We start from the raw sequence: 23,070 nt of genomic DNA, 5'->3' as shown, positions 1-23,070 counted from the left end.
GCCGGCCGTGCGGTCCGGCCGGCGCGTGGTGCGCGGCGCGGGGCGGCGGCGCGGCGCCGCCGGTGGCTCGTCGTCGAAGGGCGCGCGCGGGCTGACCGTGCGGACCACGCCGGACCGGCCGCCGGCCGCGTCGCGGCGACCCGCCCGGGTGGCCCCGGTACGGCCGCCGTCGAGCACCTGCAGGGCGGGCCGGAACGGGTCGCCGGAGCGGGTGCTGCGCGGCGTGCGCCGCTGCTCGGGCCGGGCGACCCGCTCGTCGCGGTCGGCGCGGGCGGCGCCCTCCCGGATGGTGCGCCCCCGGGGGGTGTACGCCCGGGCGTCGGAGATGCCGCCGACGCCCGGCTCGGCCGAGCGCTCGGTGCCCCGGCCACCGTTGGCACGGGACGAGCCGCGCCGGGAGCCCGTGGCGTCCCGGCGCGGTTCGTCCGATCTCGGGGGCACCGTCCTAGCCCCCGGTGCCCTGCTGGCTGGTGACCGACGGCTCGCCGTCGGCCGGCTGCGGCACGCCGATCATCCGGCCGTCCGGCAGCCGGATGTACGCCGGCTCACCCGCCTCGACCAGGCCGAGCCGCCGGGCCTCGGCGGCCAGGTTGCCCGGCGCCTCCGCCTCGGCGATCTGCTTCTTCAGCTGCTGCTGCTCCAGGTCGAGCTGGGCCTGCTGCTGCTGCAGCCGCTCCAGCCGGAAGGCGTTCTCGTTGATCTTGGTGTTGACCAGCAGGATGCCGAGCACCCCACCGACCACCAGCACCACGATCAGCGCCGCGAACGGCGCCCGCGGCACCCGCACCGGCGGCGGCGGCGCCACCCGCAGCCGCGGCGGACGCGCCGCGGTGGCGGTGGTGGCCCGCTCCGCCGGCCGGAGCGCGGCGCTGCCCTGGGTCGGGAACTCGCGCGCCCCCCGGGCGCGAGTCTCCGCCAGTCGGCTCACCCGCTCCGTACCCGGAGCACCGGTCCCGACGCGCGTGGCCCGCTCCGCCGCGGTCCGGCCCCCCGACCGCGGTGCGCGCTGCCCGCCGCCGGTGACGTCCCGGCGGTCGCGCTTGTCTATGTTCATGTCCCTCCCCCTCTACGTCCGTCCCTGTCCCGTCCCCCGGGGTCCACCACGGTTGCCTCCGTGGTCGACCCCGTCCCCGGTTGGTGCATCGCCTTGACCCGGCGGCGGGACCGTTCGCGGTCGGTCCGCCCCTGCTGCTCGGCGTTCGGGTCGATGCGCTCCGCGGCCCGCAACCGCACCGACGCGGCGCGCGGGTTCGCGGCGACCTCCGCCTCCCCCGGCAGTTCGGCGCCCCGGCTGAGCAGCCGGAACGTCGGACCGGACCCGGGGAGTTCGACCGGGAGGTCGATCGGGCCCTTGCTGCGGACCCGGTCGGCGAGCGCCGCCTTGGTGAGCCGGTCCTCCAGCGAGTGGTAGGACAGGACCACCATGCGGCCGCCCACGTTGAGCCGGTCGAGCGCGGCCGGCAGCGCCGTCTCCAGCGCTGCCAGCTCCCTGTTTACCTCGATCCTTAAAGCCTGAAACGTTCTCTTTGCCGGGTGTCCCCCGGTTCGTCGGGCTGGTGCCGGAATGGACTCCCGGACCAGCTCGGCCAGCCGCGCCGACGAGGTGATCCGCTCGCGCTCGCGCTCCCGGATGATCGTCGAGGCGATCCGGCCGGCGAACTTCTCCTCGCCGTAGACCCGCAGCACCCGGGCCAGGTCCGGGTGGGCGTAGGTGTTGACCACCTCCTCGGCGGTCACCCCCCGGGTCTGGTCCATCCGCATGTCCAGCGGCGCGTCCTGCGCGTACGCGAACCCGCGGTCGGGCGCGTCGAGCTGCAGCGAGGAGACCCCGAGGTCGAACAGGATCCCGTCGATGCCCGGGTAGCCCAGCCGGTCGAGCACCTCGGGCAGCTCGTCGTAGACGGCGTGCTCCAGGTGGACCCGGTCGGCGAAGCGGGCCAGCCGGACGCGCGCGTGGGCGAGCGCCTCGGTGTCCCGGTCCAGGCCGATCAGCACCGTCTCCGGGTGTGCCTGCAACACCGCCTCGGCGTGGCCGGCCAGCCCCAGCGTCGCGTCGACGTGGACTGTCCGTCCGCCCCGGCCCAGCGCGGGGGCGAGCAACTCGAGACACCGCTCGAGCAGTACCGGCACGTGCGTGCCGCGCAGCTCCCCCATGTCGACCCCCACTGGTTCGTTACCGGTTCATTCCGTCCGCGTCCTGTCGTCGGACGACGCCGTGCCGTCGTACCGCCAGATCCCCATCCGCTCCCGCCCGCCGGAGGCCGCGGCCCTCCCACTGGATCGTGCGCCTGGCACCGGGGAAGGGGTGCCAGGAACTCGAAAGCGGCTGGAGATCTCGCAGTACGTCGGGCGCCGTCACGCCCTACAGACCGCCGGGCAGCACCCCCTCCTCGATGTCGGCGAAGTCGTCTTCGCTCTCGGCGAGGTAGGTCTCCCAGGCGGACCTGTCCCAGATCTCCACCCGGGTGCTCGCGCCGATGACCACCAGGTCCCGGTCGAGCGCGGCGTAGTCCCGCAGGTGGGCCGGGATGGTCACCCGGCCCTGCTTGTCGGGCACCTCGTCGTGCGCGCTGGCGAAGAAGACCCGGCTGTAGGCCCGGGCCGCCTTGCTCGTCATCGGCTGCGCGCGCAACTGCTCCGCGATCCGCTGGAACTCGGGCATCGGGAAGACGTAGAGGCAGCGCTCCTGCCCTTTGGTGATCACGACACCCCCCGCCAGCTCGTCCCGGAACTTCGCCGGAAGGATCAACCGGCCTTTGTCGTCCAGGCGTGGGGTGTGGGTGCCGAGGAACATCGGCCCAACCCCCTCGCCCTTTAGCGGCGTTCGCGGCGCCGCTGACCCCCCGGGCCGGTGGGCCCTCCCGGCCTCACCATTGCGCCCCACTCTACTCCACTTCCCTCCACCTGCAACCAGAAACACCCGCGTGGCGCGCCCATTCCGCGCGCAAAACCGCACGTCAGAAGGGGTGGGGCGGAGTGGAGGGCGGAACGGCCCCGCCGGCCGCGTCCGCTTTCCGACATAGATCGACTCCATCCGGCTGAGCGCGATCCGTCCCACCCGCCGGGCCACCCCGGCCGAACGGTTCGCCCTCGGCGGCGATCTGGCGGGGGCACCGGTCCGGTAACCTCGCTCGGGTGACGGACCCGAAGATGCCCCTGCGGGCGAAGGTGGCCAGCTCCGTGTCCCGGACGGCCGCGGCGCTGTCGCGGGCCGCGGGCCGGGGCGACGGCTCGGTGATCGGCGGCTGGATCGGGCTGAAGATCGACCCGGACCTGCTCGCACACCTCTCGGCCGGGCGCGCCATCGCCCTGATCTCCGGCACCAACGGCAAGACCACCACCACCCGGCTCGCCGCCGCGGCGGTCGGCGTGCTGGGCCGGGTCGCCACCAACTCGTTCGGCGCCAACATGCCCACCGGGCACACCTCGGCGCTGGCCAAGGCCGGCAGCACCCCGTACGCGGTGCTGGAGGTGGACGAGCACTACCTCGCGCAGGTGCTGGAGGCGACCGAGCCGCACGTGGTGGCGCTGCTCAACCTCTCCCGCGACCAGCTCGACCGGGCCAAGGAGGTCGCCATGATGGCGCAGCTCTGGCGGGCCGCCCTGGTCAAGCACCCCGACGTGCGGGTGGTCGCCAACGCCGACGACCCGATGGTGGTGTGGGCCGCGTCCCCGCCGCCCAACCACGACCACCGGATCAACCCGCCGCACGTCACCTGGTTCAGCGCCGGGCAGCGGTGGCACGACGACTCCTGGGTCTGCCCGGAGTGCGGCTCCACCATCCAGCGCTCCGGCGAGCAGTGGTGGTGCAGCGGCTGCCCGCTGCGCCGGCCCGAGCCGCAGTGGACCGTCGAGGACGACGGCGTGGTCGATCCGACCGGCGCCTGGCACAAGGTCAAGCTCCAGCTGCCCGGCAAGGTCAACATCGGCAACGCGGCCACCGCGCTGGCCGTCGCCGCCGAGTTCGGCGTCCGCCCGGTCGACGCGGTGCTGCAACTGGGCACGGTCGCCTCGGTCGCCGGCCGCTACGCGCAGGTGGAGCGGGACGGGCGCAACATCCGGCTGCTGCTGGCCAAGAACCCGGCCAGCTGGCTGGAGGCGTTCGACATGGCCGACGAGGCGCCGACCCTGCTCTCCATCAACGCCCGCGACCCCGACGGGCTGGACACCTCATGGCTGTTCGACGTCGACTTCTCCCCGCTGCGCGGCCGGCAGGTGCTGATCACCGGCGACCGGGCGTACGACCTGGCCGTCCGGCTCGAGGTCAACGGGGTGCCGTTCCAGCACGTGCGGACGTTCGACGAGGCCGTCCGGACGGCGCCCCCCGGGCGGCTGGAGGTCATCGCGAACTACACCGCGTTCCAGGACATCCGAGCGGAGTTGGACCGTGTCAACTGAGAGCCTGCGCATCGTCTGGGTCTACCCCGACCTGCTCTCCACCTACGGCGACCGGGGCAACGCGCTGATCCTGGCCCACCGCGCCCGACGCCGCGGGATGCCGGTGGAGGTGCTGGAGGTCCGCTCCGACGAGCGGCTGCCCGCCACGGCGGACATCTACCTGATCGGCGGCGGTGAGGACGGCCCGCAGGCGCTCGGCGCCCAGCGGCTGATCGCCGACGGCGGCCTGCACCGGGCGGTCGCCCAGGGGTCGGTGGTGTTCGGCGTCTGCGCCGGCTACCAACTGCTCGGCACCTCCTTCTTCGCCAAGGGCACCCAGTACCGCGGCCTGGAGCTGCTCGACCTCTCCTCCGACCGGGGGCCGACCCGGGCCGTCGGCGAGCTGGCCGGCGACATCGACCCCCGGCTGGGGCTGCCCGCGCTGAGCGGCTTCGAGAACCACGGCGGCCGGACCCACCTCGGCCCGGAGGTCGCCCCGCTGGCCCGGGTCACCGCCGGGGTCGGCAACGACGGCGGCACCGAGGGCGCCTGGCGGGGCAAGCTGCTCGGCACCTATTCGCACGGGCCGGCGCTGGCCCGCAACCCCGCCCTGGCCGACCTGCTGCTGCGCTGGGCCACCGGCGTCCACCAGCTGCCGCCGCTGGACGACACCTGGTCCGACCGGCTCCGGTCCGAGCGCCGCGCCGCGGTGGCCGCCGCCCGGGCATGATCCGCGCCGTCCGGCGGCTGCCCGGGCAGCCGTCGGCCGTCCGGTTCCTGCTGCTGCTGCTCCTGCTCGCCGGATTCGGGGTGCTGCTGCTGGTGGCGCCCCGCCCCGACGTCGCCCAACTGCCGCTGCTGGCCGCCCGGCTCGGCGCGCTGGCCCCGGTCGCGGCGATCCTCGGCGGGGCGCTGCTGCTGGTCGCGCTGGTCCCGCGGACCTTCGTCACGCTCGCCTCCGGGGCGATCTTCGGCCCGCTGGAGGGCGCCGGATACGCGCTGGGCGCCGCGCTGCTGGCCGCCGCGCTCGGCTTCGCCGTCGGCCGGCTGCTCGGCCGGGACTTCGTCGCCGAGCGGGTCCGCGGCCGGCTGGCCCGGCTGGACGGCTGGTTCGCCCGGCAGAGCGTGCTCGGCGTGATCACCGTGCGGCTGCTGCCGATCGCCGGCTTCGGGCTGGTCAGCTACGGCTACGGCACCACCGGCGCCCGGGTGCTGCCGTTCCTCGCCGGCAGCCTGCTCGCCTCCGCACCCACCGCCTTCGGCTACGCCGCCGTGGGCGCGGCGGTCACCTCCCCGGGCGACGTCAACTGGGTCGCCGCCACCCCCGCGGCGCTCGGCCTGGTCGCCAGCGTGGTGCTGATCCGCGGCTGGTGGCGCGCCGAGCGCCGGCACCGCCCCGACCTACGATGACGCGATGCCCCCTCATCCGGTGAACAGCCCGGGCCCGACTACCGAGGAGCGCCTGCCCGGGGGCTTCATCGCCGAGGTGGTCCGGGTCGGCGACACCGTCCGGCGTACGCCCCCGGAGAACGCCGACTTCGTCGCGGCGCTGCTGCGGCACCTGGAGCGGGTGGGCGCGGACCTCGCGCCCCGCCACCTCGGCACCGACGAGCACGGCCGGCAGGTGCTCAGCCACCTCGACGGCCGGGTGCCCTGGCGGGACCGGGAGGACCCCGGCTACTTCGCCGACCCGGCGCTGATCCGGCTGGCCGGGCTGATCCGGCGGCTGCACGACGCCTGCGCCGGCAGCCCGCTCGCCGGTGGCGCCGAGACGGTCTGCCACGGCGACCTGTCCCCGAAGAACACCGTCTACCGGCACTCGCCGCAGGGGTTGCTGCCGGTCGCCTTCCTCGACTGGGACCGGGCCGGGCCGGGCCGCCGGATCGCGGACGTGGCCTTCGCCGCCTGGCACTGGGCCGAGCTCGGCGACGGCGCCGACCCGGCCGAGCTGGGCCGCCGGGCCGGCCTGCTCCGCGACGCCTACGCCGGCGCGGACGGCCCGCTGCTGCCCCGCGTCGAACTGGTCGAGGTCATGCTCGACCAGCTCGAGGGCACCTGGCGGGGCATCGAGGCCGGCGCCGACCGGGACGAGCCGGGCATGCGCCGGCTACGGGCGGCCGGCATCGTGCGGCTGGTCCACGGCTGGCACGACTGGCTGCTGCGGCACCGCCCGGCCGTGCTGGCCGCACTGGGTGGCGACTGATCCGCCGCGCCCTCGCCCCGGCCGCCTCGGGGGCGTCGACCGGCGCCTGCCCGCGTCCCGACGGGCCTGATGACTCCGCGGCATATTTATGCCGCAGAGTCATCACGCCGATCGGGGCATCACCGGCCCGGCCCGCTCCGCCGCACGTCCTGGTCCCGAGGCCGCGCCGGGTCGCGGCCAGCGACGCCGGGACCTACCGGGCCGGTCAACCCGTCGGGGTGACCAGCCCGGCCTCGTAGGCGGCGATGACCAGGTGCACCCGGTCCCGGGCGCCGAGCTTGGCGAAGAGCCGGGCGACGTGCGCCTTGGCGGTGGCCACGCTGATCACCAGCTCGGCGGCGATCTCCGCGTTGGACAACCCCCGGCCGACGAGGGTGAGCACCTCGCGCTCGCGGTCGGTGACGCCGGCCAGGTCCCGGCGGCGGGTGACCGGCTCCGGCCGGCGGGCGAACTCGGCGATCAGCCGGCGGGTCACGGCCGGGGCGATCAGCGCGTCCCCGGCGGCCACCACCCGGATCGCGGTCAGGATGTCGTCCACCGCCATGTCCTTGACCAGGAACCCGCTGGCGCCGGCGCGCAGCGCCGCGTGCACGTGCTCGTCGTCGTCGAAGGTGGTGAGCACCAGCACCCGGGTCGGCCCGCCGTGCGCGGTGATCGTCCGGGTCGCCTGGATGCCGTCCGTGCCGGGCATCCGCAGGTCCATCAGGACCACGTCCGGCGCCACGTCGCGGGCCAGCCGGACCGCCTCGGCGCCGGTGCCGGCCTCGCCGACCACGGCCAGGTCGGGCGCCTCGGTGATGAGCACCCGCAGGCCGGCGCGGACCAGGGGCTGGTCGTCGGCGAGCAGCACCCGGACGGTCACCGGTCCGCCTCCGCCGGACGCGGCCGGGACGGTGCCGGGTCGGCGGCGGGCGACTCCGGTGGCACCGGCAGCTCGGCGGCGACCCGGAAGCCGCCCTCGGGGCGCGGCCCGGCGTGAAACCGGCCGCCCAGCAGGGCGACGCGCTCGCGCATGCCGACGATCCCGTGCCCCTCGCCGCCGACCGGGCCGCCCCGGCCGTCGTCGACGATCTCCACGGCCAGTTGCTCCGGATCCTGCGTCACGGTGACCCGGCAGTCGGCGGTGCCGGCGTGCCGGACCACGTTGGTGAGCGCCTCCTGCACGATCCGGTAGGCGGCCAGGTCGAGGTCGGCGGGGAGCGGACCGGGCCGGCCCCGCCGGTGCAGCCGCACCCGGACGGCGGCGTCCGCCGCCGCCGCGACCAGCCGGTCGAGATCGGCCAGCCCGGTCGTCGGCTCCAGCGCCGCCGACTCCCCCTGCGGGCGGCGCAGCGCGCCGAGCGTACGGCGCAGATTGGCCAGCGTCTCCCGGCTGGTGGCCTCGATGGTGGCGAGGGCGGCCCGCGCCTGTGCCGGCTGGTTGTCGATCACCCGCGCCCCCATGCCGGCCTGGATGGCGATCACCCCGATGCTGTGCGCGACCAGGTCGTGCAGTTCGCGGGCGATGCGCAGCCGCTCGGCGGTGACCGCCTCGGCGGCCTGGTGGGCGCGCAGCGCCTCGGCGTGCCGGCGGCGGGCCCGGACCGAGTCGCCGACGGTCCACGCGGTGACCACCGCCAGCACGGAGAGGATGGCCCGGCTCAACGGGTCCTCGGACGGGTTCACGAAACTGGCCGCGACCTGCACCGCGAGCACCACGACCGCGGCCGGCACCGAGACGCGCCGGGACCGGTGCGCCGCGACCAGCCCGACCACCAGGTCGACGCCGAGGAACTGGGCGTACCAGATGTCGCGCAGGTAGCCGTTCTCCGGCACGTAGACGGTCATCGTGACCAGGCAGGCCGCGACCAGCATCAGCCCCAGGGCGAGCAGCGGGCGGCGGCGCAGCAGGCCGGCGGGCAGGGCCAGGACCAGCAGCGGCACCAGGTAGCGCTCCGGGATCCACCAGTCGCCGAAGCCGATGCCGGCCGGGCTGCTCGCGACGGCCGGGGCGAGCAGCAGGGCGACGGGCAGCAGCGCGACGCCGACCCAGGGCAGCACCGCGCGCGCCAGCGTCGAGGCCCGGCGGGGCAGCGGCAGGGTGGCGTCCATGCGCACACCGTAGCCAGCCGACCCCGGGCCGGGCATCGGCCCACGGGCGTACGCCCCGGGGCGGGTCCGGGGCCGCCGGATGTGGCCGCCGGCGCGATGCCGGCGCGGCCCCGGCCCGGCAGCGTGGGTCAGGTGATCGAACTCCACGCCCTGACCAGACGGTACGGCCGGGCCACGGCCGTCGACGACCTGACCCTGACCGTGCGGCCCGGCCACGTCACCGGGTTCCTCGGCCCGAACGGGGCCGGCAAGTCCACCACCCTGCGGATGATCCTCGGGCTCACCCGGCCGAGCAGCGGCACCGCCACCGTGGCCGGCGTCCGGTTCGCCGACCGGCCGCGCGGGCTGCGGCACGCCGGCGCGCTGCTGGACGCGGGCGACGTGCACAGCGGGCGGTCCGCCCGCGCCCACCTGACCGCGCTGGCCCGCGGCAACGGCATCGGTCGCGCCCGGGTCGACGAGGTGCTGCGGGAGGTCGGGCTGGCCGACGTCGCCCGACGCCGGATCGCCGGGTTCTCCCTGGGCATGCGGCAACGGCTCGGCATCGCCGCCGCGCTGCTCGGCGACCCGCCGGTGCTGCTCTTCGACGAGCCGTTCAACGGCCTCGACCCGGAGGGGGTCCGCTGGGTGCGCGACCTGTTCCGGCGGCTGGCCGGCGAGGGGCGCACGGTCTTCGTCTCCAGCCACCTGATGAGCGAGATGGAGAACTGCGCGGACCGGCTGGTGGTGATCGGCCGGGGCCGGTTGATCGCCGAGCAGAGCCTCGCCGAGTTCGCCGCCCGCGGCACCCGGACCAGCGTGGCCGTCCGTACGCCCGAGGCGGCGGCGCTGGCCGCGGTGCTGGCGGCCGAGGGCGGCACCGTGCGCCCGGACGACGCCGGGACGCTGGTGGTGACCGGCCTGACCGCCGAGCGGATCGGCGACCTCGCGTTCGCCCACCGGGTCCCGCTGCACGAGCTGGCCACCCGCACCGCCTCGCTGGAGGAAGCGTTCATGGAACTCACCGCCGCCAGCGTCGAGTACACCGGAAGGACGACCCGATGACCACCGTGACGCCACTGCCCACCCGCGCACCGGTGACCGGCGCGCCGGCCCGGTTCCGCGACCTGCTCGCCGCCGAGTGGATCAAGCTGTGGTCACTCCGCTCGACCCGGTGGACGCTGCCGCTGGTCTTCCTGTTCGTCGTCGCGGTCAGCGCCAACGCCAGCCTCGCCGACTACCGGAACTGGCCGTCGTACCCGGACGGGCGGCGGGAGATGTTCCACCTGTACGGCCCGGTGCGGGACGCCTTCCCCGAGGCCGGCTACCTGCTGCTGATGCTCGCCGCCACCACCGTCGGCGCGCTGACCGTGGTCGGCGAGTACCAGAGCGGGCTGATCCGCGCCACGTTCGCCGCCGTACCCGCCCGCCGGTCGGTGGTGGCCGCGAAGGCCGCCGTGCTGACCGCGGTGATGCTCGTCCTCGGCCTGGTCACCGCGGCGACCTCGTTCTGGGTGTCCCAGGCGATCCTGTCCGGACGCGACGCCGGCTGGTCGATCGGCGAGCCGGGCGTGGCCTTGGCCGTCCTGGGCAGCGCCCTGCTGGTGCCGGTCTGCGCGCTGCTCGGGATGGGTCTGGGCGCGGTCGTCCGGCACGCCGCCGGGACCGTCGTCGCGGCCACCTCGGTGCTCCTGCTGCTGCCCCTGGTCGTCGACAGCGACAAGCACCGGTGGATCGCCGAGCTCCGCCACGCGCTGCCCGTCGCGGCCTGGCAACGGCTGATCGAGGTGCACCCGGACATCCTCAACCCGGACCCGTTCCCGGCCACCGTCACCGGCTCCTGGCTCACCTTCGCCGGCTGGTCCGTCGCCGCGCTCGCCGTCGCCGTCCTCGCCATTCACCGGCGCGACCCCTGACCCGCCCCGCCGGCCCGACTCGGGGCGGGCCCGGCGGGCGGAACGGGTCAGGCGACCACGGAGACCATCCGGCCGGCCACCACGATGACCTTGCGGGGCTCCTTGCCGGCCAGGGTGCCGGCCACCGCCTCCAGCGCGGCGGTGCGGACGGTCTCCTCCGACGCGTCGGCGGGCACCTCGACCCGGCCACGGACCTTGCCGTTGACCTGCACGGGATAGGTCACCGTCTCGGCCACCAGCAGGGCCGGGTCGGCCACCGGGAAGTCCGCGTAGGTCAGCGAGGTGTCGTGCCCCAGCCGCCGCCACAGCTCCTCGGCGATGTGCGGGGCGAACGGCGCCAGCATCAGCACCAGCGGCTCGGCCACCTCGCGCGGGGTTGCCGACAGCCGGGTCAGCCCGTTGGTCAGCTCGATCAGCTTGGCGATCGCGGTGTTGAACCGGATCGCCTCCATGTCGCCGCGGACCCCGTCGATCACCTTGTGCAGCAGCCGCCGGGTCGCCTCGTCGGCCGGGTCGTCGGTGACCCGCAGCTCGCCGGTCTGCTCGTCGACGACCGCCCGCCAGACCCGCTGCAGGAACCGGTAGGAGCCGACCACCGCCCGGGTCTCCCACGGCCGGGACACCTCCAGCGGGCCCATCGACATCTCGTAGACCCGGAACGTGTCCGCCCCGTACGCCGCGCACATCTCGTCCGGCGTGACCACGTTCTTCAGCGACTTGCCCATCTTGCCGTACTCGCGGTTGACCTCGGTGTCGCCCAGGTAGAAGCCGCCGTCGCGCTCGACGACCTGCTCGGCCGGCACGTACGCGCCGCGCGCGTCGGTGTACGCGTACGCCTGGATGTAGCCCTGGTTGAACAGCTTGCGGAACGGCTCGAACGACGACACGTGGCCCAGGTCGTACAGCACCTTGTGCCAGAACCGGGCGTACAGCAGGTGCAGCACGGCGTGCTCGGCGCCACCGACGTACAGGTCGGTGCCCCCGCAGTCGCCGGCGCCGCGCGGGCCCATCCAGTACCGCTCGTTCTCCGCGTCGACGAACCGCTCGGAGTTGGTCGGGTCCAGGTAGCGCAGCTCGTACCAGCACGAGCCGGCCCACTGCGGCATCACGTTGGTCTCCCGGGTGTACCGCTTCGGGCCGTCACCCAGGTCCAGCTCCACCTCGACCCAGTCGCGGCGGCGCGACAGCGGGGTCTCCGGGTTCGAGTCGGCGTCGTCCGGGTCGAACGTCTTCGGCGAGAAGTCGTCCACCTCCGGCAGCTCGACCGGCAGCATCTCCTCGGGCAGCGCGATGGCCGCGCCGGTGGAGTCGTAGACGATCGGGAACGGCTCGCCCCAGTAGCGCTGCCGGCTGAACAGCCAGTCCCGCAGCCGATAGGTCACGGCGCCGCGGCCGTGCCCGGCGGCCTCCAGCCACTCGATGATGCGGGCCTTGGCGTCGGCCACCCCCAGGCCGTTCAGGTCCAGGCCGCGGTCGGGCGCGGCGCTGTTGATCGCCGGCCCGTCCCCGGTGTACGCCTTGCCGGTGAAGCCCTCCGCCGGCTGCACGGTGCGCACGATCGGCAGCTCGAAGACCTCGGCGAACTCCCAGTCCCGCTCGTCCTGGGCGGGCACCGCCATGATCGCGCCGGTGCCGTAGCCGGCCAGCACGTAGTCGGCGATGAAGATCGGGATCTGCGAGTCGTTGACCGGGTTGGTGGCGTACGCACCGACGAAGACGCCGGTCTTCTCCTTCGTCTCCGCCTGCCGCTCGACGTCGGTCTTGGCCGCCGCCGCCTTCCGGTACGCCTCGACGGCCGCCCGCGGGTTGGCGTGCCCGCCGGTCCAGGCGTCCTTCGTCCCCGCCGGCCAGGCCGCCGGCACCAGCGCGTCGACCAGTTCGTGCTCCGGTGCCAGCACCATGTAGGTGGCCCCGAAGACGGTGTCCGGCCGGGTCGTGAACACCCGGATCGGCTCGGCCGCGGTCGGGAAGTCGATGTGCGCGCCCTGGGAGCGGCCGATCCAGTTGCGCTGCATCATCTTGATCGGCTCGGGCCAGTCCAGGGTGTCCAGGTCGTCCAGCAGCCGGTCCCCGTACGCGGTGATCCGCATCATCCACTGCTTCAGGTTCCGCTTGAAGACCGGGAAGTTGCCGCGCTCGGAGCGGCCGTCCGCGGTGACCTCCTCGTTGGCCAGCACGGTGCCCAGCCCCGGGCACCAGTTGACCGGGGCCTCCGAGACGTACGCCAGCCGGTGGTCGTCGACGACCCGCCGGCGCTCGGCCACGGTCAGCTCGGCCCACGGCCGGCCGTCCGGGATGGGCCGGGCGCCACCCTCGAACGCACTGATCAGCTCGGCGATCGGTCGGGCCCTGCCGGCCCGCGGGTCGTACCAGGAGTTGAAGATCTGCAGGAAGATCCACTGGGTCCAGCGGTAGAAGTCGACGTCGATGGTGGCCACCGAGCGGCGCTCGTCGTGGGCCAGCCCCAGCCGGCGCAGCTGCGACTTGTAGCGCTCGATGTTCGCCTCGGTGGTGGTCCGCGGGTGGGTGCCGGTCTGCACCGCGTACTGCTCGGCGGGCAGGCCGAACGCGTCGAAGCCCATCGCGTGCAGCACGTTGCGCCCGGCCATCCGCTGGTAGCGGGCGAAGCAGTCGGTGCCGATGTAACCCAGCGGGTGCCCGACGTGCAGGCCGGCGCCGGACGGATAGGGGAACATGTCCAGCACGTATAGCTTCTCGGCGCCCGCCCGGGGGTGGCCCGGGTCGGCCAGCGGACCGGTCGGGTTCGGGGCGTGGAAGGTGCCCTCGCGGTCCCAGAAGTCCTGCCAGCGGTGCTCGATCTCGTCGGCCAGGGCCGCGGTGTACCGGAACGGGGGGATGTCGTTGGCCGGTGCGGCTGCCTCACTCATGGCGTCTCCTCGCGTCGCTCGGCGCGTCGTCTCGTGCTTGTCTGGTGGGTGCTGCCGCCCGAGCGCCGGGCGGGCCGGCGACGGGCACAAAAAAGCCCCTCACGCATGAGGGGCCGCCGTGCTGTCGCGCGTCTCAGCGCATCAGCACGGCCCGGTAAGAAGCAGGAAGACTCCGGCCATGTCCGGCAGTGTACCCGCCGACCGGCCACCGGCGCCGCCCGCCACCACAGGTCGGGACGGCCGGCCCGGTCGACGCCCGCCCCCCGGGGCGCGGGTCCCCCGTCCGGCGAATATTCGGGGCGTAACCGGCGGTCCACCTGCGGGGGTCGGCGATCACGACAAACATGGTTAGCCTGAGAGGCCAGTGAGATTTCTGCGGCAGACGAGGCTCGGCGTCGCGAACCCAACGGCGGGTCCAGGTGCTCTATACAGAGCTGCCGTGATCGGCGACGAGGAGGAGGCCCGTGACACAACAGACCTGGGACGAGGTGGGCGGTCTGCTGCCGCACGACGAGTTCCGCGCCGCCAGCGAAGCCATCGTCTCGAACATCGAGCAGGTCATCGAGGGCAAGACCGCCACCGTGCGGCTCGCCCTGGCCGTGCTGCTGGCCGAGGGCCACCTGCTCATCGAGGACGTCCCCGGCGTCGGCAAGACCAAGCTGGCCAAGGCGATGGCCCGGTCGATCGACTGCTCGGTGCGCCGCATCCAGTTCACCCCCGATCTGCTGCCCAGCGACGTGACCGGGGTCAGCGTCTACAACCAGGAGACGCACGACTTCGAGTTCCGGCCGGGCGCCGTCTTCGCCAACCTGGTGGTCGGCGACGAGATCAACCGTGCCTCCCCGAAGACCCAGTCGGCGCTGCTGGAGTGCATGGAGGAGCGGCAGGTCACCGTCGACGGTGTGACCTACCAGCTGCAGACGCCGTTCATGGTGATCGCCACCCAGAACCCGATCGAGATGGAGGGGACCTACCCGCTGCCCGAGGCGCAGCGCGACCGGTTCACCGCCCGGATCGCGATGGGCTACCCGGACCCGGGCGCGGAGCTGGCGATGCTGGACGGGCACGGCGCCACCGACCCGCTGAACGAGCTGCGGCCGGTCTCCGACGCCAACACCGTGCGCCGGCTGATCGCCCACGTCCGGCAGGTGCACGTCGCCGACGCCGTCAAGCAGTACGCGATCGACCTGGTCACCGCCACCCGGGAGGCCCCCGACCTGCGGCTGGGCGCCTCGCCCCGGGCCACCCTGCAGCTGCTGCGCACCGCCCGCGCGGTGGCCGCGCTGGAGGGGCGCGACTACGTCCTCCCCGACGACCTGCAGGCGCTCGCCGTGCCGGTGCTGGCGCACCGGATCATCCCCACCGCCGACGCCCAGCTGGCCCGCCGCACCACCGACGCCATCGTCGCCGAGCTGGTGCACCGGCTGCCGCTGCCGCACGACCGCAAGCGCTCCCCCTACGACACCCGGCCGAGCCAGGGCCAGGGTCGGCCGCCGTACGAGCCGCGGAGGCCGTGACGTGCGCGAAGGGCTGCGGGGGCTGACGACCCGGGGCCGCTCGTTCCTGGCGGCCGCGGTCGCCGCCGCGATCTCGTCGGCGATCCTCGGCGAGAAGGACCTGCTCCGGGTCGCCGTGCTGCTCGCCATCCTGCCGCTGCTCGCCGCGGCCTACGTCGGGCGCAGCCGCTACAAGTTGGCCTGCAACCGGTCGCTGGACCCGCACCGGGTGCCGGTCGGGGCCAGCTCGCGGGTGGTGCTGCGGCTGCAGAACCTGTCCCGGCTGCCCACCGGCACCCTGCTGCTGGAGGACCGGCTGCCCTACGCGCTGGGCAGCCGGCCGCGGGTGGTGCTGGAGCGGCTCGGCGCGCACCAGGCCAGCTCGGTGGCGTACACCGTGCGGGCCGACGTGCGCGGCCGGTACGAGGTGGGGCCGCTGGTGGTCCGGATGACCGACCCGTTCGGGTTGTGCGAGCTCAGCCGCGCCTTCCCGAGCACCGACCACCTGACCGTCATCCCGCAGGTCACCCCGCTGCCCTCGGTGCGGCTGCCCGGCGAGTACGCCGGCAGCGGCGACAGCCGGGCCCGCTCGGTGGCGGTACACGGCGAGGACGACGCCGCCACCCGGGAGTACCGGGTGGGCGACGACCTGCGCCGGGTGCACTGGAAGTCGACCGCGCGCACCGGCGAGCTGATGGTCCGGCGGGAGGAGCAGCCCTGGGAGAGCCGCGCCACCGTCGTGCTGGACACCAGGGCGTATGGCCACCGCGGCGACGGCCCGACGGCCAGCTTCGAGTGGGCGGTCTCGGCCGCCGCGAGCATCGCCGTGCACCTGCGCCAGGCCGGCTACAAGCTGCGCCTGGTCACCGGCTCCGGGGCGGACGTGGACGCCTCCGAGGCGAGCGGCGACGGCGTGCTCCTGGACCACCTCGCCGAGGTCCGGCTGGACAAGCAGGTCGAGATCACCACGCTGGTGCAGCGGGTCCGGCAGCGCTCGGACGGCGGCCTGATCATCGGCCTGTTCGGCACGCTGAGCACCGCCGAGGCCGAGTTGCTGGCCGGGCTGCGCGGCAACGGCGCCACCTGCGTGGGCTTCCTGCTGCACAGCTCCACCTGGCTCAACCTGCCGGAGAAGGCCCGGACCGAGGCCGACCAGGCGCACGGCGCCGCCGCGCTGGCCCTGCTGCAGAGCGGATGGCGGGTGATCGGCGTCGACCACGGCGGCCGGCTGCCGGCGCTGTGGCCGCAGGCGGCCCGGGGTTCGCAGGGCTTCGCGCTGCGGGCGGCGCTGGCCGAGACGGTGGCCGGCGGCGTGCGATGAACGGAAGGCTCCCCTCATGATCGCCCACCGGAACCTGGGCTTCGTCGCCGCCGCGGCGACGCTGCTCGCCGCCGCGCCGCTGTCGGCCATCTTCGAACGCTGGACGTGGCTGATCCAGGCCACCATCGCGGTGGCCGTGGTCGCCGCCGTGGCCGCGCTCGCCCGGTTGGTCCGGGCCCCGCTCTGGGGCCAGGTGCTGGCCATGCTGGCCGGCCTGACGCTCGCCCTGACCTGGCTCTTCCCCGGCGGCACCGAACTGGTCGCCTTCGTGCCGACGCCGGCCACCTTCGGGCACTTCGCCGACCTGCTCAGCGGCTCGATGCAGGACATGCGCTCGTACGGCGTGAAGGTCCCGGACACCGACCCGCTGCTGTTCCTCACCGTGCTCGGCATCGGCGGGGTGGCCGTGGTGGTCGACGTGCTCGCCGTCGGGCTGCGCCGCCCGGCGCTGGCTGGGCTGCCGATGCTGGCCATCTACTCGGTGCCGGTCGCGGTCTACGTGGACAGCGTCCCGCCGGTGCCGTTCGTGGTCGGCGCCGCCGGCTACCTCTGGCTGCTGGTCACCGACAACGTGGACCGCGTGCGCCGGTTCGGCCGCCGGTTCACCGGCGACGGCCGCGACGTGGACGTCTGGGAGTCCTCCCCGCTGGCCGCCGCCGGACGGCGGCTCGCGGTGCTCGGCGTGGCGCTGGCCGTGGTGCTGCCGCTGGCGGTGCCCGGGATGACCGGCGGCCTGCTGGACACTCTGGGCTCCGGCACCGGCAACGGCACCGGTCGGCCGGGGCAGGGCGGCAACCCCGGGCGGATCAACCTGTTCGCCGCGCTGAGCGGGCAGCTGAACCAGTCCGAGGTCGCCGACCTGGTCAAGGTCACCACCAACGAGCCGCAGCCGTTCTATCTGCGCTTCGGGGTCGCCGACGAGCTGCGGCCGGACGGTTTCCGGGTGACCCCGCCCACCGGCCGGCCGGCCAACCGGGACCTGCCGGACCCGGCGGACGGCATCCACCCGGGCGTCGCGCAGAACCGCTACCGGGCCACGGTCGAGGTGACCAAGAACCTCGACATGCCGCTGCTGCCGGTCTACGCCCAACCGGTGCGCACCGAGAAGTTGAACGGGAACTGGCTCTACGACGACAACCGGGCCATCCTCTTCTCCAACCGAGAGGACTCCCGCGACAAGCGCTACTCGTTCGAGTACGTGCGCTCGACGTACAGCCCGGACACCCTGCGCCAGGCGCGACCGCTGGGCAGCGACCACGCGGCGCGGCGCCAGTACACCGCGGTGCCGCCGGCGGCCGAGGTAGACGAGCTGGTCAGGTCGCTGGTGCGCGGCAAGCGCACCGAGTACGACAAGGTCCGCGCGATCTACGACCACTTCTCCGCGGACAACGGGTTCAGCTACCAGCTGAGCACCCAGGTCGGCACCAGCGGCCAGGACATCGTCGACTTCCTCACCAACAAGGTCGGCTACTGCCAGCAGTACGCCGCCGCGATGGCCTGGCTGGTCCGGGCCGCCGGCATCCCGGCCCGGGTGGCGTTCGGGTTCACCAACGGCAGCAACCGCTCCGGCGACACCTACACGCTGACCAACCGCAACCTGCACGCCTGGACGGAGGTCTACTTCGACCAGATGGGCTGGGTGCCGTTCGACGCCACCCCGGCGTACTCGGTGCCGGGTTCGACCCGCTCGGCCTGGGCGCCGGACACCGACGCACCGGAGGAGACGACGCCCGAGCCGGGCACGACCAGCGCTCCGGGCGAGACCGAGGCGTCGGCCGGCCCGCAGGGCCCGGACTCCCCGGAGGAGGACCCGGACTCCGGCCTGGCGATCGGCGACAGCGCGCCGACCGAGCAGGCCCCGGTCTGGCCCTGGTGGGCGGCCGGCGCGCTGGCTCTGCTCGCCCTGCTCGCCCTGCCGGCGCTGCGCCGGCTGGCCCTGCGCCGGCGGCGCGGCGGCCGGGTGGCCGCCGTCCCGACGGCGGCGATGCAGGCGGCGGGTGGCGACGCACCCGCCGAGGGGCCGCGGATGGTCGTGCTCGGCGTGGACGCCGACCGGGCCCGGGCGGACGCGCACGCCGCCTGGGACGAACTGCTCGACACCCTGGTCGACTTCCGGGTCCGGGTGGACCGCACGGAGACCCCCCGGGCCACCGCGGACCGCCTGGTCCGGGACGCGCTCAGCGCCGACGCCGGTGCCGTCACGGCGGTACGGCTGCTCGGGCGGGCGGAGGAACGGGCCCGCTACGCCCGCGACCCGCTCACCGGCGAGGACCTGCTCCCGGCCCTGCGGTCGGTACGCGGCGCGCTCGCCGGGCAGGCCGGCCGGCGTACCCGACTGCTGGCGGCGCTGCTCCCGCCGTCGGTGCTGCTGCGCTGGCGGCTCGCCGCGGCCGACACCTCGTCCCGCCTGGTGACGGCGGCAGGACGGGTCCGCTACCGGCTGCTGCGCTGGAGCCCGCGCCGGCTGCTCGCCGGCCGGATGGCCCGCTGACCCGCTCCGGGTGGGCGGGGGCATCCGCCGCCCACCCGGACACCGCCGGCACGAGGGCCGGTGGCCGCAGCGGGCAGATCAGGCTGGCCCCAACGCGAAGATCACCCTCGCCGCAGCGGGAAGATCGGCGCCGCGCAGCGGACGGAGGGCAGGTCGCCCAGCGGCAGCCGGTTCGCGGATCGCCCAGCGGCAGGCGGGCGGTGGGGCGACCGGCGGCGGAGCGGGGCGCGGAGAAACGTCAAAGGTCGCCGGGGGACGTCCCGGCGATCCGCCTGGAGCGGTGGGTGCCCGCCTCAGCGGCGGGTCGGCTTCAGCGGTGCCCCTCCGGGCGCTGCCGCCACCGGTCCTCCAGCCGGTCCAGGATCGACGGCCGTCGGCCGGCACGACCGCGGGGACGGCGACGACTCGTCGTACCGCCCACGACGTGCAGGTCGGGTGACTGCGCCCGGCGATGCGACTGCACCGCGAACGCGGCCGAGGCCAGCATGACGACGAAACCCGCCACTGCCAGCGGCGGAGTCTTGATCACCGCGCCGTAGACCAACAGGGCCAGGCCAGCGATGATCACGCCGGCAGCGACGAGCAGGCGACGCCGCGCGTGGAAACGCGGGTCGCTGGCGCGCACGGCCGAGGCGAATTTGGGGTCCTCGGCAAGCGACCGCTCGATCTGCTCGAACAGCCGCTGCTCGTGCTCCGAGAGCGGCACGGCACTCCTCCCCGGTCACGTTGGTCGGCCCGGGCGGACCGACAGACCGTGGCAGCCAACCGGCTGCTTACCCGCAAGTCTACGAGGGGGGTCGCGCGTCGGAAAGCGGGACGACCTATGGCCGGGGTGGATTTTCATTTCGTCGCGGATCCCGGGTGCCGAGCAGACTGGCCGGACCTATGACGGACCGCCCGAAACGGGCAGCCGCGGCGTCGGCGGCAGCTTCCGCCTCCCGCCAGCCGCGCTCGGGCGCGCCCAGGGTGAGCTGGCGCGGGGTCTCCGCCGCCCCGGCGAGCCCTTCCACCCGGACGCCGACCAGCCGGATCCGCTCGCCGGGATCGAGCGCGGTGTAGAGCGCCCAGACCGTGTCGAACATCTCCCGGCCGGTGTCGGTGGGCACGGCGAGGGTGCGGGAGCGGCTCACGGTGCGGAAATCGGCCAACCGCACTTTAAGCGACACGGTCCGCCCGACCTGACCGGCCCGGCGCAGCCGGGCGCCCACCTTCTCGGCCAGGGCGAGCAGGGCGCGGCGGATCTCCAGCGGGTCGGCCACGTCGGCGTCGAAGGTCACCTCGGCGCCGATGGACTTCTCCACGTGCTCCGGGCTCACCCGGCGCGGGTCACGGCCCCAGGCCAGCTCGTGCAGTCCGGTCGCGGACGCCTCGCCGACCGCCCGGCGCAGCATGCCGAACGGTGCCTCGGCGAGGTCGCCGATAGTGTTCAGGCCGAGCCGGTGCAGCGTCTCCGCCGCCCGCTCCCCCACGCCCCACAGCGCCGACACCGGCAACGGGTGGAGGAAGTCGAGCACCCGCCCGGCCGGGACGACCAGCAGGCCGTCGGGCTTGGCCCGGGTCGAGCCGAGCTTGGCCACGAACTTGCTCGGCGCCACCCCGACCGAACAGGTCAGCCCCTGCTCGGCGGCGACCCGCTCGCGGATCAGCCGGGCGATGGCGGCCGGCGAGCCGAAGAGCCGCCGGGCCCCGGCCACGTCGAGGAACGCCTCGTCCAGGGAGAGCGGCTCGACCAGCGGGGTGACGTCCCGGAAGATCTGCATGACCGCCCGGGAGGCGGCCGTGTACTGCCCGAAGTCGGGCGGGAGGTAGACCGCGTGGGGGCAGAGCGCCCGGGCCCGCATGGTGGGCATGGCGCTGCGGACGCCGTAGCGCCGGGCCTCGTAGCTGGCCGAACTGACCACCCCGCGCGGGCCGATCCCGCCGACCACCACCGGCCGGCCGCGCAGCTCGGGCCGGCGGCGCACCTCCACCGAGGCGAAGAACGCGTCCATGTCGACGTGCAGGATCGGGCAGCCGGAGTCGTCGGCGTCCGGCCCGAAGCGGGGGTCACCGCCCCGCGGCAACGACTGACTGCGACCCATTGCCGCAGGTTAGCCCCTGGGTGCGACACCGCCGCCGGCCAGCACCGGCCGGCGCCGGCTCGGCCCCTCCGGACGTGACCCGGGCCACCGGGGGTGCGGCCCGCGGGCCGTGGGTCGGCGACCCGACCGGGTCAGCCGCGGACGACCAACAGCGGGATGGTCATCTCCGCCGCGGTGTCCGCCCCGTGGTACGCCACCAGCCGGGAGGCCAGCGGCTTCTCCGATCGGGTGGCCATCACCGCGTACGTGTCGTTGCAGACGACCACCACGTCACCGATGCGGCCCAGGTGCTCCGCCGGCACCGGGCCGAACCAGCCGGCGGCCACCGCCTCCTCCCGGGTACGCACCCGGGCCGCGTCGCCGAGCACCGCCGACCAGGCGGACACCACGTCGGCGGTGGCACCGGGGGCCACGTGCAGGTAGCGGACCCGGGGTTCGCCGGCGACCACCCGCACCCCGGCCCGCAGCCGGGGGTCGGTGTCCAGGTCGAAGCGGTGCCCGGCCGGCACGTCGAGCTGCCCGTGGTCGGCGGTGAGCAGCAGCGCGCCGTCCGCCGGCAGCCCCTCCACCAGCCGGGCGAGCAGCGCGTCCACCTCGGTGGCGGCGTGCCGCCAGGGGACCGAGTCGACGCCGGTGAGGTGGCCGTGCCGGTCGAGGTCGGGGTGGTAGCCGGAGACCAGGGTCGGCCCGTCGCCGGCAGCGAGGGCGGCCAGCATCTCCCGGGCCAGCGCGTCCACGCCGGCCGCGCCGCGGTAGTCGCCGCCGCGGTTGGCGGCCACGGTGAGGCCGCTGCCGCCGAACTCGGGGCGGCTCACCACAGTCACCGCGACCCCGGCGGCCCGGGCCCGCTCCAGCTGGGTGCGGACCGGCTGCCAGCGCAGCGGCGCCGGGTCGCCGGCCCACTCGATGTGGTTGAGCACCCGGTCGCTGCCCGGCACCCGGACGGTGAAGCCGAGCACGCCGTGCGCGCCCGGCGCGGCGCCGGTGCCGAGGGTCACCAGGCTGGTCGGGGTGGTGGACGGGAAGCCCGAGGTGAGCGGCCGGCCGACGGTCGCGGCCAGCCCGGCCAGGGTCGGCGCGTACGGGGCGGCGGTCGGGATCTGGTACCAGCCGAGGCCGTCGACCAGCAGCACCGCGATCCGGCGTACCCCGGCCAGCGCCCCGGCGAGCCCGAGCGGGTCGGTGGCGCCGGGCACGCCGAGCACGGCCAGCGCGCTGGGCAGCACGTCGGCCAGGCTGCCGGTGCCGTAGCGCGGGGTGACCACCGCCAGCGGGTCGGGTGCGCCGGCCGGTTCGGACCGTTCCGTCATGCCGGCCGGCGGGCGAACACGTGCAGCTGGGCGGCCAGGTCGCGCCACGGCGACCGCCCGGCGAGCGTCCGCTCCAGCTCGACCAGGGCGCCCGGCTGGCCGTCGGCGACGGCGGCGGGGAGCAGGTCGGCGAGCACGCGTACGCCGTGGATCTCCTCGACCACCAGCCCGGCGGCGCCGAGCAGCGCGGCGGCGCCGTCGGCGTCGTAGCGCCGGCGCAGGGTGTCCCGGGGCCCGGCGGTGCCGGCCGGGTCGGCGGCCAGCGTGGCGGCGGTGTCCAGGTGCCCGCTCATCGCCCGGCCGAGCACGGCGGCCGCCCGGCCGGCGACCAGCACGCTCGCGGCGCCGCCGGGGCGCAGCGCGGTGGCCAGCGCGGCCACCACCGGCGCGGGGTCGTCGACCACCTCCAGCACGGCGTGGCAGAGCACCAGGTCGGCGCCGGCCGGCTCGACCAGCCCGGCGAGCGCGTCCCCGTCGCCCTGCACGGCGTGCACCCGCCCGGCGACCCCGGCCTCGGCGGCCCGGCGGGTCAGCGCGGCGAGCGCGTCCGGGCTGGCGTCGACCACGGTGACCCGGTGGCCGGCCCGGGCGAGCGGGACGGCGAAGCCACCGGTGCCGCCGCCCACGTCGAGCACGGTCAGTTCGGCGTCGCCACGACGGTCCAGCTCGGCGCGCAGCACCGACCAGATCACGGCGGTACGGGGGGTCAGCGGCGGCCCGGCGAACCGGCCTGGGGTCTGCTCCACCCGGTCGAGCCTAGTCACCCGATCCACTCATCCCTTGCGGCCGGTGGTGGCGATGCCCTCGACGAAGTGCCGCTGGGCGAGGAAGAACAGGATGATCATCGGGACGGTGGCGATCACGCTGCCGGCGAACATTCCTCGTCACGCAGGTAGGTCAGCGGCGGCGGTCCGCTC

18 protein-coding genes and 2 pseudogenes are annotated in these 23,070 nt (G+C 75.1%); 9 read left to right on the top strand and 11 right to left on the bottom strand.

From position 1 onward, the window contains the following. The 4 genes and pseudogenes from ACVCAH_RS32240 to mraZ form a co-directional block, all read right to left on the bottom strand. Positions 1-441, bottom strand: a pseudogene (locus ACVCAH_RS32240) (penicillin-binding protein 2); the annotation flags it as partial. 4 nt (positions 442-445) lie between these two features. Then, positions 446-1,054, bottom strand: coding sequence for a hypothetical protein (locus ACVCAH_RS32235; RefSeq protein WP_447140020.1), 609 nt, complete (start codon positions 1,052-1,054; stop codon positions 446-448). Then, positions 1,050-2,154 (bottom strand): annotated as a pseudogene (gene rsmH, locus ACVCAH_RS32230) (16S rRNA (cytosine(1402)-N(4))-methyltransferase RsmH); the annotation flags it as partial. The pseudogene rsmH and the gene ACVCAH_RS32235, both read right to left, overlap by 5 nt. Before the next feature lie 208 nt (positions 2,155-2,362). Further along, the gene (gene mraZ / locus ACVCAH_RS32225; RefSeq protein ID WP_447140019.1) at positions 2,363-2,794 is read right to left on the bottom strand and encodes a division/cell wall cluster transcriptional repressor MraZ; all 432 of its coding nucleotides are present in this window, start codon (positions 2,792-2,794) and stop codon (positions 2,363-2,365) included. Positions 2,795-3,150: 356 nt separating this feature from the next. Here mraZ and ACVCAH_RS32220 point away from each other — a divergent pair, with 356 nt between their 5' ends. From ACVCAH_RS32220 to ACVCAH_RS32205, 4 genes are read left to right on the top strand one after another with little or no spacing between them, the layout of a single operon-like run. Further along, positions 3,151-4,398, top strand: coding sequence for a MurT ligase domain-containing protein (locus ACVCAH_RS32220; RefSeq protein ID WP_447140021.1), 1,248 nt, complete (start codon positions 3,151-3,153; stop codon positions 4,396-4,398). After that, the gene (locus ACVCAH_RS32215) at positions 4,388-5,107 is read left to right on the top strand and encodes a type 1 glutamine amidotransferase (RefSeq protein WP_447140018.1); all 720 of its coding nucleotides are present in this window, start codon (positions 4,388-4,390) and stop codon (positions 5,105-5,107) included. The genes ACVCAH_RS32220 and ACVCAH_RS32215 overlap by 11 nt, the downstream gene beginning before the upstream one ends. Beyond that, complete coding sequence (locus ACVCAH_RS32210; RefSeq protein WP_447140017.1) at positions 5,104-5,787, top strand: TVP38/TMEM64 family protein; 684 nt, start codon at positions 5,104-5,106, stop codon at positions 5,785-5,787. Before ACVCAH_RS32215 ends, ACVCAH_RS32210 begins: the two co-directional genes overlap by 4 nt. Before the next feature lie 4 nt (positions 5,788-5,791). Beyond that, complete coding sequence (locus ACVCAH_RS32205; protein WP_447140016.1) at positions 5,792-6,580, top strand: phosphotransferase family protein; 789 nt, start codon at positions 5,792-5,794, stop codon at positions 6,578-6,580. A gap of 205 nt (positions 6,581-6,785) precedes the next feature. On the opposite strand, the gene ACVCAH_RS32200 is transcribed toward ACVCAH_RS32205, so the two are convergent. Together ACVCAH_RS32200 and ACVCAH_RS32195 are read right to left on the bottom strand one after the other, a co-directional pair. Next, on the bottom strand, positions 6,786-7,442 hold the full coding sequence (locus ACVCAH_RS32200; protein WP_447140015.1) for a response regulator: 657 nt from the start codon (positions 7,440-7,442) through the stop codon (positions 6,786-6,788). Continuing rightward, positions 7,439-8,671: a sensor histidine kinase gene (locus ACVCAH_RS32195; protein WP_447140014.1), complete on the bottom strand. Its 1,233-nt coding sequence runs from the start codon at positions 8,669-8,671 to the stop codon at positions 7,439-7,441. Before ACVCAH_RS32195 ends, ACVCAH_RS32200 begins: the two co-directional genes overlap by 4 nt. 132 nt (positions 8,672-8,803) lie before the next feature. Here ACVCAH_RS32195 and ACVCAH_RS32190 point away from each other — a divergent pair, with 132 nt between their 5' ends. Together ACVCAH_RS32190 and ACVCAH_RS32185 are read left to right on the top strand one after the other, a co-directional pair. Further along, entirely contained in the window at positions 8,804-9,715 is a 912-nt protein-coding gene (locus tag ACVCAH_RS32190) for an ABC transporter ATP-binding protein (RefSeq protein WP_447140013.1), read from the top strand. Continuing rightward, positions 9,712-10,566 (top strand): ABC transporter permease subunit, encoded by an 855-nt coding sequence (locus ACVCAH_RS32185; RefSeq protein ID WP_447140012.1) that lies wholly within the window; start codon positions 9,712-9,714, stop codon positions 10,564-10,566. Before ACVCAH_RS32190 ends, ACVCAH_RS32185 begins: the two co-directional genes overlap by 4 nt. A gap of 47 nt (positions 10,567-10,613) precedes the next feature. Here the strand turns inward: ACVCAH_RS32185 and leuS are convergent, their stop codons facing one another. Next, positions 10,614-13,454: a leucine--tRNA ligase gene (gene leuS / locus ACVCAH_RS32180; protein WP_447140011.1), complete on the bottom strand. Its 2,841-nt coding sequence runs from the start codon at positions 13,452-13,454 to the stop codon at positions 10,614-10,616. 464 nt (positions 13,455-13,918) lie between these two features. Between leuS and ACVCAH_RS32175 the strand changes: the two genes are divergently transcribed. The 3 genes from ACVCAH_RS32175 to ACVCAH_RS32165 are packed head-to-tail and all read left to right on the top strand — an operon-like array spanning position 13,919 to position 18,762. Beyond that, entirely contained in the window at positions 13,919-14,971 is a 1,053-nt protein-coding gene (locus ACVCAH_RS32175) for an AAA family ATPase (protein ID WP_447140010.1), read from the top strand. Between the two features lies 1 nt (position 14,972). Further along, entirely contained in the window at positions 14,973-16,271 is a 1,299-nt protein-coding gene (locus ACVCAH_RS32170) for a DUF58 domain-containing protein (RefSeq protein WP_447140009.1), read from the top strand. A gap of 16 nt (positions 16,272-16,287) precedes the next feature. After that, positions 16,288-18,762, top strand: coding sequence for a transglutaminase TgpA family protein (locus ACVCAH_RS32165; protein WP_447140008.1), 2,475 nt, complete (start codon positions 16,288-16,290; stop codon positions 18,760-18,762). A gap of 310 nt (positions 18,763-19,072) precedes the next feature. Here the strand turns inward: ACVCAH_RS32165 and ACVCAH_RS32160 are convergent, their stop codons facing one another. From ACVCAH_RS32160 to ACVCAH_RS32145, 4 genes are all read right to left on the bottom strand, one after another. Then, a complete protein-coding gene (locus ACVCAH_RS32160; RefSeq protein ID WP_088992747.1) occupies positions 19,073-19,468 on the bottom strand; it encodes a DUF3040 domain-containing protein in 396 nt (131 codons plus the stop codon). A 115-nt stretch (positions 19,469-19,583) separates the two neighbouring features. Further along, positions 19,584-20,843 (bottom strand): DNA polymerase IV, encoded by a 1,260-nt coding sequence (locus ACVCAH_RS32155; protein ID WP_447140007.1) that lies wholly within the window; start codon positions 20,841-20,843, stop codon positions 19,584-19,586. A gap of 131 nt (positions 20,844-20,974) precedes the next feature. Next, positions 20,975-22,153, bottom strand: a complete 1,179-nt coding sequence (locus ACVCAH_RS32150; RefSeq protein ID WP_447140006.1) for an alkaline phosphatase family protein — start codon at positions 22,151-22,153, stop codon at positions 20,975-20,977. Further along, positions 22,150-22,917 (bottom strand): methyltransferase domain-containing protein, encoded by a 768-nt coding sequence (locus ACVCAH_RS32145; protein WP_447140005.1) that lies wholly within the window; start codon positions 22,915-22,917, stop codon positions 22,150-22,152. Before ACVCAH_RS32145 ends, ACVCAH_RS32150 begins: the two co-directional genes overlap by 4 nt. Between the last annotated feature and the right edge of the window lie 153 nt (positions 22,918-23,070).

The organism is Micromonospora sp. LZ34 (assembly GCF_052981855.1).
This window is presented reverse-complemented; position numbering and strand designations above follow the sequence as displayed.